The organism is Chryseobacterium sp. T16E-39 (assembly GCF_002216065.1).
In the GTDB taxonomy this organism is placed as follows: Bacteria; Bacteroidota; Bacteroidia; order Flavobacteriales; family Weeksellaceae; genus Chryseobacterium.
In genome coordinates this window covers 527,364-541,911 of the sequence record NZ_CP022282.1, presented here as the reverse complement: position 1 = coordinate 541,911, position 14,548 = coordinate 527,364, and the positions used below count along the sequence as shown (strand labels likewise).

The following is a 14,548-nucleotide window of genomic DNA, read 5'->3' as shown; positions in this document are numbered from 1 at the left end:
ACATATTATTATGCTAAATAAACTTGCAGCTTCAGAGCTTGTATTAAATGACGACGGAAGTGTTTATCACTTAAATCTTTTACCTGAAGATATTGCGGATAAAATTATTCTTGTAGGGGATCCGGACAGGGTACCAAAAGTATCTCAGTATTTTGATAAAGTAGAAATTAAAAAGAACAAAAGAGAATTCTACACACACACGGGAACATTGCGTGGTGAGAGAATTTCCGTAATGTCTACCGGAATCGGTACGGAGAATATTGATATTGTAATGAATGAGCTTGATGCTTTGGTGAATATCGATCTTAAAAATAAGGAAATCAAAACTGAACATAAAAGCCTTGAACTTTTCCGTATGGGAACTTGCGGCAGTGTGAATCCTGATGTTCAGGTGGACAATATGCTGGTGACCCAAAATGTGGTAGGTTTAGATGGATTAATGCATTTCTACCAGGATTATCATTTTGAAAATGAATTCTCCAAAGCATTTTTGGAAAAATTCCCTTACCAGAAAATTAAGCCTATGCTTTATTTCGCTGATTGGGCTGAAGATATGGCAGACTATTATAAAGATGCGAGATACCATGGAAATACCGCTACATTCCCAGGATTCTATGCTCCTCAGGGAAGACAGCTTCGTTTAAAATCTTTAGATGACAAATTCCTGGAAACATTGAATGATCTTGGGATCACTAATTTTGAAATGGAAACTTCCGCAATTTATGCTTTCTCCAAATTACTGGGTCACAAAGCAATTACCGTGAATAATGTAATTGCCAACAGAAGACGTGGAGAGTTTTCTTCTGATCACCATGCATCAGAAAAAAACCTTATCGAATGGGTATTGGAAAGGATTATTAAATAACAGAACAAATAAAAAGGATTTCAAAATTGAAATCCTTTTTATTTTATGGGCAATTCTTTTCATATTCATTGATCATTTTAACAAACATCTGAACATCATATTCCGATCTTTTTCTTGTAACATAATTGAACCTATCCTTTTTTTCCAGACTCTTGGATTCATCTATTGCTTTTTGAAAGTTTTCTTTAAGATCTTGCTTCATCTTTTTTCTAAAATCCCTATTCTGAAGCTTTACATATAGATCATCAAGATATTTTACAAATTCAGGGCAGTCACCACCTGCATATTTAAATGCATTGATAAATTTCTCATCTAAGCTTCCCATATTAAAGATTGAAACCTCATCTACATCTACCGGCATTATTGCAAAGTCGGATTTATCATTTTTAATATACATGATCGTCCCTGCATACATACATCCCATACCATTACCACAAACTATATATTCATAACCATAAATATCAATCTTCCCATCATAGAGAATGGGTAAAATAGCAGTATAATTCTTATCACTTATCTGATTATCCTTACTTACTTTTTTTATATTCAGTTTTTCATAACCTATTATTTCATCATCATATTTATCGATGACTTTTACTTTTTTAATATCATTATAGCTGATCTTTTGAATGTCTGAAGCTTCAGAAGTTTTATATTCAAATAACTGTTCACTTTCAAAAACTGATTTATTTTTACTCTGTAGCACAATTCCCATAAAAGATTCTGCTTTAGGAAAATAAATATCCCTTAATAAAATTTTTTCAGTCGTTCCATCAGTTTTAGTGACCTCAACAGGAATAAAAGGCCTTCTTTCGAGCGATTTTTTTGACTGGCCATAGAAAAAGCTTACACAAAATAAGCCCAAAATGGTAAAGGTTCTATACATATTTAATACATTTTTTTAATATTAGTTTGATAACTCAGATCATTCAATCATTTTGATCTAGTAAAACAACTCTCAATATGATCATTCACCATACCTGTTGCCTGCATATGAGCATATACTACGGTGGACCCCATAAATTTAAAGCCTCTTTTTTTCAGATCTTTTGAAAGAGCATCAGAAATGCCAGTGGTAGCCGGAACATCTTTTAGGGTTGCGGGTTTGTTGTCAATTGGTTTTCCATTTACAAATCCCCAGATATATTTTGAAAAAGATCCAAATTCTTTTTGAACCTCCATAAATCGCTGCGCATTGGTAATTGTTGCTAAAACTTTGAGCCTATTCCTTATGATCCCCGGGTCCTGCATGAGTTCTTCCACTTTTTTATCTGAATATTTTGCAATTTTTTTATAATTAAAATGGTCAAATGCTTTTTTAAAATTTTCTCTTTTGCTTAAAATGGTATACCAGCTTAAACCGGCCTGGAAACTTTCCAATATCAGAAATTCAAAAATAGTTTCATCATCATAAACAGGACTCCCCCATTCATCATCATGATACTTTTTATACAGATCATCTTTTTCACACCAGCCACAACGTACTTTATCCATAGGTTTTAGTTCTCTTTTATTTTCTTAAAGATAGAACAGATTGTGAAAATTATAACAAAAGATTGTGAAAAGTTTAACAACGTATCAAATTGCTTAGGAATGGTTATTGTTTTACTACAGACATCACTAAATAATAAATGTTATGAACAATTCAGATTACAACAAAGCAGAAGACGCAGTAAATAATGCAGAAAACAAATTAAAAAATGCAGCGACTGATGCAAAATGGAAAATCAATGATTTGGCGGATAAAGCTAGGGATTATATTAATGAGAAAAGGAGTAACGACCAGGAAGCGAGTCAGGAAGATTGGCTGGAAAGGGTAAAAGCTAATATTTCCGATGCATGGGAAGATATTAAAGATAAAGCTGATGATGCATGGGAAAAAACCAAAGATGCAGCTGAAGATGTAAAAGCAGAATGGAATAAGAAAACCAATTAAAATTTCAGTCATATAAATATTTTCAAAAAAACGGAGCCTTTTTATTAAGGCTCTGTTTTTTTATTATGTTCTAAACACAAATTATCGTTACATTTGTATTATTAATAAACATTAAAAAATATGTCATACGGTTTACTTAAAGGCAAAAAGGGAATTATTTTTGGGGCCCTTAATGAACAATCGATCGCATGGAAAGTTGCTGAAAGATGCCATGAAGAAGGAGCTGAATTTATCTTATCAAATGCTCCTATTGCTTTGAGAATGGGAGAATTGAATGGTTTAGCAGAAAAAACAGGTTCTGAGGTGATCGGTGCAGATGCTACTTCTGTTGAAGATCTTGAAAAACTTTTTGATGCTGCTATCGCAAAATTCGGAAAAATAGATTTTATCCTTCATTCTATAGGGATGTCCGTAAATGTAAGAAAAGGAAAACATTATACAGAAATGAATTACGATTGGTTGGAAAAAGGTTGGGATATCTCTTCTGTTTCTTTCCACAAAGTAATGCGTGTGGCTTGGGAAAAAGATTGTATGAATGAGTGGGGAAGTATTTTAGCACTTACATACATTGCAGCTCAGAGAACATTCCCTGATTACAATGATATGTCTGACAATAAAGCTTATCTGGAAAGTATTGCAAGAACTTTCGGAAACTATTGGGGTGAAAGAAAAGTGCGTGTAAATACAGTTTCTCAATCTCCTACGGTAACTACTGCCGGTAGCGGAGTGAAAGGTTTCGGAGGTTTCCTTGGATATGCAGAAGATATGTCTCCACTTGGAAATGCTACTGCTCTGGAATGTGCTGATTATTGTGTTACACTTTTCTCTGATCTTACAAAGAAAGTAACCATGCAAAATCTTTTCCATGATGGTGGATTCAGCAGCTCAGGGGTAACTCAGAAGGTAATTAAAAAATATGATGTTGAATAATTAATTCAATCATTACGATAAAAACAAATAGGCTGCCTTTAAAAAGGCAGCCTATTTTAATAAAAATATTAATATGAAGTGTTTATAAAATTACAGTCTGTATAGAATGTGCAGGTGCTGAAAGCTTTGCAGCCATTCCTTCAATCCACAGACTTGTATCTATGTCATTATCGGAATTATTCATAATTACAGTAACTAACTGCCCATTTTCATTCATAAATGAAGTGGAAAGTAATCCGGATGTATTTGTAGAACTTCCAATTCTTTGTGCGTTGGGCTTTATGTATTTTGAAACATGCCCCACATAATAATATTCATAGGTATAATGTACTTCTCCGGTTTTCGTATCGGCAATGATCGGTGCAAAACATAAATTTCCAACGTGATTGGGGCCACCTGTTTCATCAAGCAATACATTCCAGTCTGTCCATAATGAAGTCCCTCTGTTAAAATCGTTGATCATATTTTTACCATACAGCTCACCAAGGCTCACATCATTAATTCTTGACATATTAAAAACCTCTTTGCATCCTTCTGTAAATGCCAGGAATTTATCAGGAAATGCCCGGTGTGTTTCTCCTACATTATCAAATAATTGTGTTTTATTATGCCACGTTTCATACCAGTGATAAGCAATCCCCGAAGCATATTTTGAAGTTTCAGGATCACTTAAGGTGGTGGTTGCCCTTTGAAAGATGAGATCTCTGTTATGATCCCAGATCATGACTTTTTTATCCTTATATCCATTCTTCCATAAAGTAGGACCCAGGTTATTTTTCAGGAAAGCACCTTCTTCTTCGGCTGTATAGAGACAGGATTCCCAGGTTTGTTTCGCCATTGCCTCATTCTGAACCGTTAGCCCCCAGATTTTCATTCCTCTTTTTTCGTACTCTTTAATAAATCTTATATAATAATCAGCCCAGGTCTGATAATATTGGTTTTCCAGTCTTCCTCCATTCAGCATATTCTTATTTGATTTCATCCATGCCGGTGGGCTCCAAGGGGAAAAATATAATTTAAACTGATTCCCTATTGCCTTTTGAGCTTCCTGAATCATTGGGATTTTAAATTTTTCATCGTGTGCCACAGAAAATGATTGTAATGTGGTATCATTATCCTGCACATACGTATAGGAGTCACTTGAAAAGTCACAGGAATTCATATTCGTCCGAACCACAGTATATCCTAATCCGTTCTTACCATAATAGGCTTCAATGATCTCCTTTTGTTTGTCTTTCGGCAGTTTATAAAAAGTTTCTGCGGCAGCATCGGTAATCGCTCCTCCAATGCCAATCAGTTTCTGATATTTAAAATCGGGGTCTACAAAAATACAGGCTTCATTTTCTTTAGGCTGCTCAAATTTTTCAAATTTTACCATTCCTTTATCAACCATTTTTTCGTTGGTCTTCGAATTGGTAAAAATTACTTTAGCTGATTTCCCTGCATTCTTCTTCCAGTAGTCTTGTGCATTGGTATTACCAATCATTCCTACAACAACACAGCTTACGATTAGTTTTTTCATTTTATTATTTCCAGTTTTTTGGATTTTAGTCTTCCTTCATTATTTATTCTGATAAACTCTTACATAGTCTATATAATATTTTTGAGGAAAAATAGAATCATCGATTCCTTCTTTTCCGCCCCAAAAACCACCAACAGCCAAATTTAAAATGATAAAATAGGGCTGATCAAAAGGCCACGCTTCATACGTCTTCTCTTTATTTTCATAGCTGAAAAACTTCTTATCATCGATATACACATCTATTTTTTCCGGAGTCCAGTCTGCTTTATAGATGTGGTATTGATCACTCGCATCACTGACGATTAATGTATCTGTCTTTTGTGTTCCCTGAATATGATTGTACTTTTTAGTATGAACAGAAGCATGAATGTAACCTTGGTTAAATCCCACATGCTCCATAATATCCAGCTCTCCATCATCCGGCCACTTCTTCATGTTTTCACTCATCATCCAGATAGCCGGCCAGGTTCCTCTTCCCTTTGGTAATTTTGCTCTGACTTCAATCGTTCCGTATTGGAAAGAAAATTTCCCTTTGGTTAAAAGCCTTGCCGATGTATATTTATTTTTCTCCCAGTTTTCTTTTCTTGCTTCAATTATAAGGTTACCATTTTCCATCCTTGCATTTTCAAGACGGTCTTTGGTATAAAACTGATCTTCCTTATTTCCGTAACCATCTCCTCCCACATCATAATTCCATTTAGACGGATCTGGTAAACCTTTCCCATTAAATTCATCACTCCATATTAGTTTTTTATTGGAGTTGCTTATCTGAGCACTACAGTTCGACGCAGAAAAAGCGATTGCTCCACCTATCAATAAATAAACAGTATTTCTTATCCTGATTCTCATATAAAGTTGTATTATGACGCCAAAATTAAGCGGGCTAAAGCCCGCTCTTATTGATTCAATTATTTAATCCAATTTATTTTTTTTGTTTGAACATCCTGAGAATTTGTTCCGACCATAATTTCGAATTCTCCGCCTTCCCAATCATAATTCAACTGGTCATCATAGAATTTCAAATTCTCCGGAGTTAGAGTAAAGCTTACGGTTTTGGTTTCACCTTTTTTCAGGAATATTTTCTGGAAGCCTTTTAGTTCTTTTACTGGTCTTACCACTTTTCCAAATAGGTCTCTGATATACAATTGAACAACTTCTTCTCCATCATAATTCCCGTTATTGGAAACATTGACCTTAATATTTAATGATTGATTTCCTGTAAGACTTGTTGAACTCAATGTCATATCCGAGTACTTGAACTGAGTATAACTCAATCCATATCCGAATGGAAACTTAGGATCATTATCTAAATCGATGTAGGCTGAAACATAGCTTCTCTCTTTATTAGTTTTTGCTGGTCTTCCTGTGTTATAGTGATTATAATAAACGGGAATCTGTCCTTCCGTTCTTGGAAATGTCATGGGAAGTTTTCCTCCCGGATTTACCGTTCCAAATAAAACATCTGCAATAGAATTTCCGGCTTCCGTTCCTAACCACCAGGTATATAAAATTGTTGGGATATGATCAGCAGCCCAATCAAAAACAAGAGGTCTTCCTGCATTGATCATCAGTATAATTGGTTTTCCTGTTTTTGCAATTTCCTTAAGCAATTCTTCCTGCACCCCTGAAAAATGAATATTACTTCTGCTTTTCGCTTCTCCACTCATTGCATGTCCTTCCCCTAAGGTCATCACAACAACATCTGCTTTCTTGGCTGTTTCTACTGCTTCGGCAAACATTGATCTATCCTGATCATCTGCATTACATCCTTTAGCATATAGCAAAGTTGAGTTTTTATCCAGTTGATTTTTAATTCCATCAAACTGACTAATAATTCTTTGGTTATCATCTTTAAAAGCGACTGACCAAAATCCATGATTTGCTACTGTTTCTTTTCCAAAAGGTCCAATTAAAGCTACCGTCTTTGTAGATTTTGAAAGGGGTAAAACATTATTTTGATTTTTTAAAAGAACAATACTTTTTGAACCAAACTCTCTTCCAAACTTTCTGCTCTCCTGATTGTTGGTCTGCTCCTTTTGTCTCTTATCATCACTGAATCTGTAAGGATCATCAAATAATCCCATCTCAAATTTCTTGATTAAAATTCTTTTTGCGGCTTCATCAATGAATTTAGGATCTACCTTCCCTTCCTTTACAAGTTTGGGAAGCTCAGCCATGTAAACACGGCTTTCCATATCCATATCACTTCCGGCAATAATCGCTTTCTGTGCTGCTTCTGCTTTATCCTTTGTGTAACCGTGATTCATCATTTCTCCAATACTTCCCCAATCTGAAACTACAAAACCATTGTAATTCCACTTTCCTTTTAAAAGATCTCTAAGGATATATTGATTAGCAGTTGCAGGAATTCCATTGATATCATTGAATGAATTCATAAATGTTGCCACACCTGCTTCAGCTGCTGCTTTGAAAGGAGGTAAATAAGTTTCATTCAACTGTCTCAGACTCATGTCCACCGAATTATAGTCTCTTCCCCCTACTGCAGCGCCATATGCAGCAAAATGTTTTGCACAGGCCATTATAGCATCCAGATTTCCAAGACCTTTTCCCTGAAACCCTTTAATTCTGGCTAAACCGATTAATGTTCCCAAATAGGTATCCTCGCCGGAACCTTCCATTACCCTTCCCCATCTTGGATCTCTGGCAATATCCACCATCGGTGCAAAAGTCCAGTGAATCCCGTATGCTGATGCTTCTGTAGCAGCAATCCTTTCAGATTTTTCTATTAATCCCAGATCCCAACTTGCAGCCTGACCAATATTAACAGGAAAAGTAGTTCTGTATCCATGAATTACATCCTGCCCAAACAACAATGGAATTTTTAATCTCGATTCCAAAGCCAGTTTCTGAAAAGATCTTGTTTCTTCTACTCCTGCTACATTAAGCATAGAACCTACTTTCCCTTTTTTTATTTCTTCCAAAACCGTTGCAGAATTGGAATTCTGAGGTCCTGTCGCATAAGCAAAACCACTGTACTGAACTAATTGTCCTACTTTTTCTTCTAATGTCATTTTAGACAATAGTTCAGAAACCTTTTGATCAATTGTTTTTTGTCCATATGCATTCATTCCAAATGCTGCAAATGCTAATAAGAAATAAGCTTTTTTCATAATCAATTAGAAAATATAGGTTGCTACCGAATTCCCCGACAAAGTTATCGGAGCTGTTTTTTGATTGAATGTAAGAGAGAAGGTTTCTTCTGTTTTATTATTGTTTTGTACGATCAGTACTGTTTTTCCTTCAGGTGTTTTAAAAGCAACGGTTGATAGTTTATCCGTTTGAGTGGAAGCGATCCGTTGTGAGTGAGCCGGAATGAATTTTGCAGCATGTGCAATAATATAATAAGAAACATTTCGTGTAAAATTTTCCTTATCTGAAACGGTAATAGCACCTTTACATTCTGTACATCCACCCTCCGTATGCGGATTAAACTGCGGATCATTGGCCAGATTCCATTCTAAAGCAATTTTACTCCAGTTTCTCATCGAACCGATGATCACATTTTTTGTGTGCCAATTCAAATCTTCATTAAAATTACTTTTTGCTCCCGTCCACTGTTCTGTAAAATAAAGATTCTTATTTGGATATGCATTATGAACAGTACTCAGCGCAGAAATATCACCTTCATATAAATGGAATGCTGAACCATCAACATATTTATATGCATCCGGATCGCTCAGGATATTGGTTGCATATTCCGGTTTATTACAATTGTGATCGTATACTACAATTTTTGTCTTTACTCCATTAGATTGAAAAACAGGACCTAAATGATTTTTAATAAAATCTTTTTGCTGATCAGAACTCATATACAAGCTTGGGTTATTTCCGGGATGCAAAGGTTCATTCTGAGGAGTGATCGCATCAATCATGATCCCTTCTTTCTTCATTCCCTGAATGTATTTTACAAAATAGTTTGCATATACTCCATAGTATTCAGGTTTCAGACTTCCACCTTTTGATTTTCCATTGTCTTTCATCCAAACCGGAGCAGACCAGGGAGCAGAAATGATTTTAATTTTTGGATTAATCGTTAAAATTTCTTTCAACATTGCGATCAGATCTTTATCCCTTTCCAGACTGAAATGCTCCAATGTAAGATCTGTCTTTCCTTCAGGAAGATCATCATAAGAAAATACTTCACCATCAAGATCAGAAGCACCCACACTTAATCTTAAATAGTTAACGGCAATTGAATTGTTACTGTTTCCAAATAATTCCAGTAATAATGCTTTTCTTTTAGGCTCAGAAAGTCTGTTAATAACTTCCACACTTCCTCCCGTCAATGTATATCCGAAACCATCAATATATTGAAACTTCTGAGTATCATCAATTTCAATATTCTGACCGCTATATGGATTATTTGTAAAATTGATTGAAGGTTGCTGTTGTAATTTTACGCTTTCATCTCCTTTAGTAAGCCATACCTGAACTTCGTTTCTCTTATTTGCTGAACTGGACTTACATGCTGATAAAGATAAAAGTACCACACCACAAAGTGGTGCGATACTTCTAAAAAAGAAACTATATAAACTGTGAAACTTCATTTTTTAATAGCCAGGATTTTGTTTTAAAGCTGTGTTCACTAATTCATTGAAAGGAATTGGTAAAATTTCATTTTTACCAGCAACAAACCCTCTTGCTCCTAACTTAGCCGGTGCATCACCCCATCTTACAAGGTCAAACCACCTGTGGCCTTCTCCTGCCAATTCTCTTCTTCTTTCATCCTTAATTGCCTGCATAGAAACAGGAACCGAAGCTAATCCTACTCTTGATCTTACTGCGTCCAGTAACGCCTGAGCTCTTGCTCCAGAACCTCCTAAAGCTTCCGCTTCCATAAGGTAAGTATCAGCTAATCTGATGGCAATAAAGTTTTGACGGTAATTCAACTCAGTTGGTCCGGGTTGATTAGATTTATCAGCAGTTCTTGGCACATATTTATTCAAGAAATACCCTGTATCTTTAAATCCAGGTGAATAAGAAATCTTATTATCTGCTTTTAACTGTTTAGCATTGAATATAGTAGCATCTAAACGAGGATCTCCCTGCATAAAATTAAATAAATCTTCTGTAGCAGGATTGAAACCCCAGCCGGAAGAAAGATCAGGAGCGTCATTTGCTGGAGCACCAGGGGCGGGTACGATACGCCCATAAGATATGATCCCTACCATTTGATTGATTGTGTTTCCTTCATCTTTTCCAGTTCCCCAGAATGGCCAATCCGCATTGCTTTTATTGGTATGCATTACCTCTAAGATAGATTCAGTAGTGAACTTGTTATCTACCAACCATAGATCCGAAAATTTAGCAACCAATTTATAACCATACTGATTAGTCCCACCTGGAGTTCCATTAACCATAGCTAACTGGGTAGCTGCTTCACTATTCTTTTTGTCATATAAGTAAATTTTTCCCAGAATAGCACGGGCAGATCCTTGTGTAATTCTTCCTACTTCACCTTTATTTGCAGATGGAATAGATAAGGGCAAATCATTAATAGAAGAAAGAATATCTGATTCTATTTGGGCATAAACATCAGCCGGATTAGCTTGAGGAATATTATAGAAATCATCATTCGCCAATATGGGCTTTAAAATCAATGGAATATTTTTGAACATTCTCAACAGTTCAAAATAATATAAAGATCTTAATACTTTGGCTTCAGCTATAAATCTCTTCCTTGTTTGCTCATTCATATTTGCATTCGGAATTCTATCCAGTAAAAGATTTGCTTTTGCAATCCCTTGGTAATAATCTTTCCAATAGCTTAGAGGCATGATGATAGGATTGATTGTATAATTAGAAAACCCTTGAATTCCGGCACCATCTGTTGAACTTCCCCCACCAGAAAAGAAATCATCAGAAGCTCCATTGAAAAAAGTAACCTCGTTTTCAAATCCACCCGAATACTTTCTTAGCATATCATAAACAGCAACTAAACCAGAGAAAGACTGCTCTTCATTTTTGAAATAATTATCTGAATCAAAAGTACCAGTATTCTTTACATCTTCCAGATTGCTATTATTACAAGATATAGCACCGTAACTAATACCTGTTAATAGTAAAACAGATAAAGTCTTATATATAAATCTTTTGTTTTTCATTTTTCTTTAAATTAAAATTGAACATTAGCACCGAAAAGGAAAGTTCTTGCTTGTGGATAGTATGCTCTATCGATTCCAAAGGTATCGCCACCTGCAATCTCAGGATCATAACCTGTATACTTAGTAAATGTTACCAAATTTTCTGCAGTAATATAAAATCTTACTTTACTTGCTCCTATTGTTTCTGAAAGATTTTTAGGAAGGGTATATCCTACCTGTACTAGTTTCAGACGTAGGTAATCTCCTTTCTGTAAATAATAATCAGACATTCTGGTATAATTCTGATTAGGATCATCTTTAGTAACTCTGGCTATGCTGTTGGAGGTTCCCTCTCCCGTCCAACGATCCAAAATGGTTGTTTGATAATTAGCCTCCTGAATATCCAATCTTCTCAAGCCCTGGAATATCTTATTTCCTGCCTGTCCCTGGGCAAATACCATCAGATCAAAATTTTTGTAGTTCATATTCAAAGTAAGTCCAAATGTGTATTTAGGTACAGAGTTCCCAAGGTTTACGTAATCGTTCTCATCAATTTTTCCATCTCCGTTTGCATCCAGACGTTTAAAATCTCCAGGTTTAGCATTCGCTTGGATCAATCCTCCGTTTGCGTTTCTGTAAGCATCGATTTCAGCCTGGTTCTGGAAAACACCTAAGTTCTGATATCCATAGAATGAACCATATGATGAACCAACCTGTAATCTGGAAACTGCTCCCATAGATTGGAATGAAGCAAAATTCACATATGGCTTATCGCCCTCTAGTCGTGTAATCTCATTTTTCAGATAAGCAAAATTACCATTCGCTGAAAATCCAAAATCCCCCCAATTCTTTTTATATCCTAAACTTACCTCTACCCCATCATTATTCATATCTCCAATATTTCTAAATGGATTATTGATTAAGCCAAGGTAACCAGGAAGATCAATTCTTCTCAAAATATCAGTACTCTTTTTTCTGTACACATCAACTGACAAATCGAAATTCTTAAAGATTTTTAAATCCGCTGCAATGTTAAGCTGTGATGTTCTTTCCCATTTCAAATTTGGATTTTCTAATGTACTTGGTGCATATCCAATGTGAATGATATCATCTCCAAATGTATAATTACTTCCAGGAACCAAGAAATTGGCAAACTGGAAATCATCAATGGCATCATTTCCTAAAACTCCATAACCTCCTCTTAATTTAAAACTATTTACGACATTGTTCTGAGGCCAGAATTCTTCATTAGATACATTCCATCCTAAAGACATTGCGGGGAAATTCCCCCAATGATTATTGCTTCCGAATTTTGAAGATCCATCTCTTCTGATTGTACCAGTGAAAAGATATCTATTGGCATAGTCATAAACTACTCTGGCAAAATAAGATGTTTTGTGAGTTTCTTTTCCATCCCATGCATTAGTAGCTCTATCTGACTGTGGAATTTCAAAATTGAAAGAAGCTTCCTGCCAATCATTGGTAGGTAAGTTTTTATAAGTGGTATTTTGACCAGAAGAAATATTATATTCATAATAGCCCTGCCCTAACAAAACATTTAAGCTATGTTCTCCAAATTTATTTTGATAAGTAAATGTGTTTTCAGTACTCCATTCAAATTTCTTTTGAGTTTCTCTGAACAAATTATTAAAGTCATTTTTACTTGCCGGACTCAAATATGATACCGGAGTAAAAGCCTGATTCCCCCAATAAGAAAGCTTTCCGTTAACACTTGATTTAAAACTAAGATGTTTATAAATTTTTAAATCAGCAAATATATTAGCTACCAAATCATCTGTCCACTTGTACCTTCCTAATTGAGTTTGTCTAAACGCTAATGGATTAGTCATCTCTTTATTTACAAAATGAGAAATTCCATAAGGGTTTCCATTGGGATCTCTCACAATATTAGGATTGTTGTAATCACTTGGAAAAGGCTGATTGGCAATACCATTTGTAACTACTACAGGAGTAGTTGGATCAAGATTGATCGCTGAACTTAATGGTCCACCAAATTCATTATTTTCATTAATTCCTTGTGATTTTGTATGTGTATAAGCAAAGGTCTGTCCTATAGTTAAGAAATCAAAGACTTTATGTGTTGAGTTGATTCTTCCGTTAATTCTTTTATAATTAGAAATATCTCTCAATACAATACCTTGTTGATCGTAATATCCGAATGAAGTATAGAATGTGGATTTATCACTTCCTCCACTGATACTGAATTCATGAGAAGATCGTTGTGCTGAATTAAAGATCTGCTTTTGCCAGTCTGTTCCATTTCCTAACGCCGATGGGTTTGAAAAAGTAGCAGGTTTTCCATCGTTCATATTGGCTTCATTCATAATCATCCCATATTGTGATGCATTCAAAAGATCCAATTTTTTGGATGCACTTCCTACCCCAAAGAAACCATTATAGGAAAGATTTAATCTTCCTTTTGCACCTTTCTTTGTTGTAATCAAGACAACCCCTTTTGCTGCAGAAACCCCATAAATAGCTGCCGAAGCACCATCTTTCAGAATCTCCATTCCTTCAATATCAGATTGATTCAGCCAGGCAATGTTATCAACTACAATCCCATCAACTACCCACAGTGGATCGTTACTTCCAGCTCCAAAACTGGTAATCCCACGAACCCTTATTGTAGCAGTAGATCCTGGTTGTCCAGAATTTGAAATTACAGAAACCCCAGCTGCTCTACCCTGTAGAATCTGTTCCGGTCTTCCTGCAGGAACGTCGTCAATATCGGAAGCTTTAATGCTGGATATTGCTCCGGTCACATTACTCTTTTTTTGAGTCCCATAACCAATCATTACTACTTCCTCAATTTTTTGTTCTTTCGGGAGCGTATCATTGGCTGTTTTTTGGGCACTGAAGTTTGCTGTAAAATATAGTACAGCAACCACCCCCAAACCTCTTGATATTCTAATATTCATATACAGTAGTTTTTTTTAATTCTCATTTTGAGACAATAAAAATATATTTTTTTTTAAATAGTTAACATTATATTAATAAATATTTTAATATTTCTTTTATTTTTGGGGGTTGAAAGCCCTTTTTTTTATCTAAAATTTCATAAAAACTCATAAAAATTTAATAAAACGCATCCCCAAAATGTCGAGTAAGCATCAAAATATTTCACTCCCTCTAAAATTAACGTTCTTAATTTTCTCTATGGTCCTAAACTG

The 14,548-nt window shown here is 35.2% G+C and carries 11 protein-coding genes; 3 read left to right on the top strand and 8 right to left on the bottom strand.

Going from position 1 to position 14,548, the window contains the following annotated elements; translation table 11 throughout:
• The first annotated feature begins 10 nt into the window (after positions 1-10).
• Complete coding sequence (locus CEY12_RS02195; RefSeq protein ID WP_089026133.1) at positions 11-865, top strand: nucleoside phosphorylase; 855 nt, start codon at positions 11-13, stop codon at positions 863-865.
• A 43-nt stretch (positions 866-908) separates the two neighbouring features.
• Here CEY12_RS02195 and CEY12_RS02190 read toward each other — a convergent pair whose 3' ends face one another.
• Both CEY12_RS02190 and CEY12_RS02185 read right to left on the bottom strand, forming a co-directional pair.
• A complete protein-coding gene (locus CEY12_RS02190; RefSeq protein ID WP_089026132.1) occupies positions 909-1,751 on the bottom strand; it encodes a hypothetical protein in 843 nt (280 codons plus the stop codon).
• Positions 1,752-1,798: 47 nt separating this feature from the next.
• On the bottom strand, positions 1,799-2,359 hold the full coding sequence (locus CEY12_RS02185; protein WP_089026131.1) for a DNA-3-methyladenine glycosylase I: 561 nt from the start codon (positions 2,357-2,359) through the stop codon (positions 1,799-1,801).
• A gap of 142 nt (positions 2,360-2,501) precedes the next feature.
• Between CEY12_RS02185 and CEY12_RS02180 the strand changes: the two genes are divergently transcribed.
• Positions 2,502-2,801: a hypothetical protein gene (locus CEY12_RS02180; protein ID WP_089026130.1), complete on the top strand. Its 300-nt coding sequence runs from the start codon at positions 2,502-2,504 to the stop codon at positions 2,799-2,801.
• A 120-nt stretch (positions 2,802-2,921) separates the two neighbouring features.
• Positions 2,922-3,731, top strand: a complete 810-nt coding sequence (locus tag CEY12_RS02175) for an enoyl-ACP reductase (RefSeq protein WP_089026129.1) — start codon at positions 2,922-2,924, stop codon at positions 3,729-3,731.
• 82 nt (positions 3,732-3,813) lie between these two features.
• On the opposite strand, the gene CEY12_RS02170 is transcribed toward CEY12_RS02175, so the two are convergent.
• The 6 genes from CEY12_RS02170 to CEY12_RS02145 are packed head-to-tail and all read right to left on the bottom strand — an operon-like array spanning position 3,814 to position 14,296.
• Positions 3,814-5,253 (bottom strand): glycoside hydrolase family 30 protein, encoded by a 1,440-nt coding sequence (locus CEY12_RS02170; protein WP_089026128.1) that lies wholly within the window; start codon positions 5,251-5,253, stop codon positions 3,814-3,816.
• 39 nt (positions 5,254-5,292) lie between these two features.
• On the bottom strand, positions 5,293-6,102 hold the full coding sequence (locus tag CEY12_RS02165) for a family 16 glycosylhydrolase (RefSeq protein ID WP_089026127.1): 810 nt from the start codon (positions 6,100-6,102) through the stop codon (positions 5,293-5,295).
• A 59-nt stretch (positions 6,103-6,161) separates the two neighbouring features.
• Complete coding sequence (locus CEY12_RS02160) at positions 6,162-8,384, bottom strand: glycoside hydrolase family 3 N-terminal domain-containing protein (protein WP_089029756.1); 2,223 nt, start codon at positions 8,382-8,384, stop codon at positions 6,162-6,164.
• A 6-nt stretch (positions 8,385-8,390) separates the two neighbouring features.
• Entirely contained in the window at positions 8,391-9,821 is a 1,431-nt protein-coding gene (locus CEY12_RS02155; protein ID WP_089026126.1) for a glycoside hydrolase family 30 protein, read from the bottom strand.
• Positions 9,822-9,824: 3 nt separating this feature from the next.
• Complete coding sequence (locus CEY12_RS02150) at positions 9,825-11,378, bottom strand: RagB/SusD family nutrient uptake outer membrane protein (protein WP_089026125.1); 1,554 nt, start codon at positions 11,376-11,378, stop codon at positions 9,825-9,827.
• An 11-nt stretch (positions 11,379-11,389) separates the two neighbouring features.
• Positions 11,390-14,296, bottom strand: coding sequence for a SusC/RagA family TonB-linked outer membrane protein (locus tag CEY12_RS02145; RefSeq protein WP_089026124.1), 2,907 nt, complete (start codon positions 14,294-14,296; stop codon positions 11,390-11,392).
• Positions 14,297-14,548: the final 252 nt, after the last annotated feature.

Bases quoted from the DNA above. Each gene is read 5' to 3' on its own strand.
- CEY12_RS02185 (WP_089026131.1), bottom strand. From the start codon at position 2,359: ATGGATAAAGTACGTTGTGGCTGGTGTGAAAAAGATGATCTGTATAAA.
- CEY12_RS02160 (WP_089029756.1), bottom strand. From the start codon at position 8,384: ATGAAAAAAGCTTATTTCTTATTAGCATTTGCAGCATTTGGAATGAAT.
- CEY12_RS02190 (WP_089026132.1), bottom strand. From the start codon at position 1,751: ATGTATAGAACCTTTACCATTTTGGGCTTATTTTGTGTAAGCTTTTTC.
- CEY12_RS02175 (WP_089026129.1), top strand. From the start codon at position 2,922: ATGTCATACGGTTTACTTAAAGGCAAAAAGGGAATTATTTTTGGGGCC.
- CEY12_RS02155 (WP_089026126.1), bottom strand. From the start codon at position 9,821: ATGAAGTTTCACAGTTTATATAGTTTCTTTTTTAGAAGTATCGCACCA.
- CEY12_RS02170 (WP_089026128.1), bottom strand. From the start codon at position 5,253: ATGAAAAAACTAATCGTAAGCTGTGTTGTTGTAGGAATGATTGGTAAT.
- CEY12_RS02180 (WP_089026130.1), top strand. From the start codon at position 2,502: ATGAACAATTCAGATTACAACAAAGCAGAAGACGCAGTAAATAATGCA.
- CEY12_RS02150 (WP_089026125.1), bottom strand. From the start codon at position 11,378: ATGAAAAACAAAAGATTTATATATAAGACTTTATCTGTTTTACTATTA.
- CEY12_RS02165 (WP_089026127.1), bottom strand. From the start codon at position 6,102: ATGAGAATCAGGATAAGAAATACTGTTTATTTATTGATAGGTGGAGCA.
- CEY12_RS02195 (WP_089026133.1), top strand. From the start codon at position 11: ATGCTAAATAAACTTGCAGCTTCAGAGCTTGTATTAAATGACGACGGA.
- CEY12_RS02145 (WP_089026124.1), bottom strand. From the start codon at position 14,296: ATGAATATTAGAATATCAAGAGGTTTGGGGGTGGTTGCTGTACTATAT.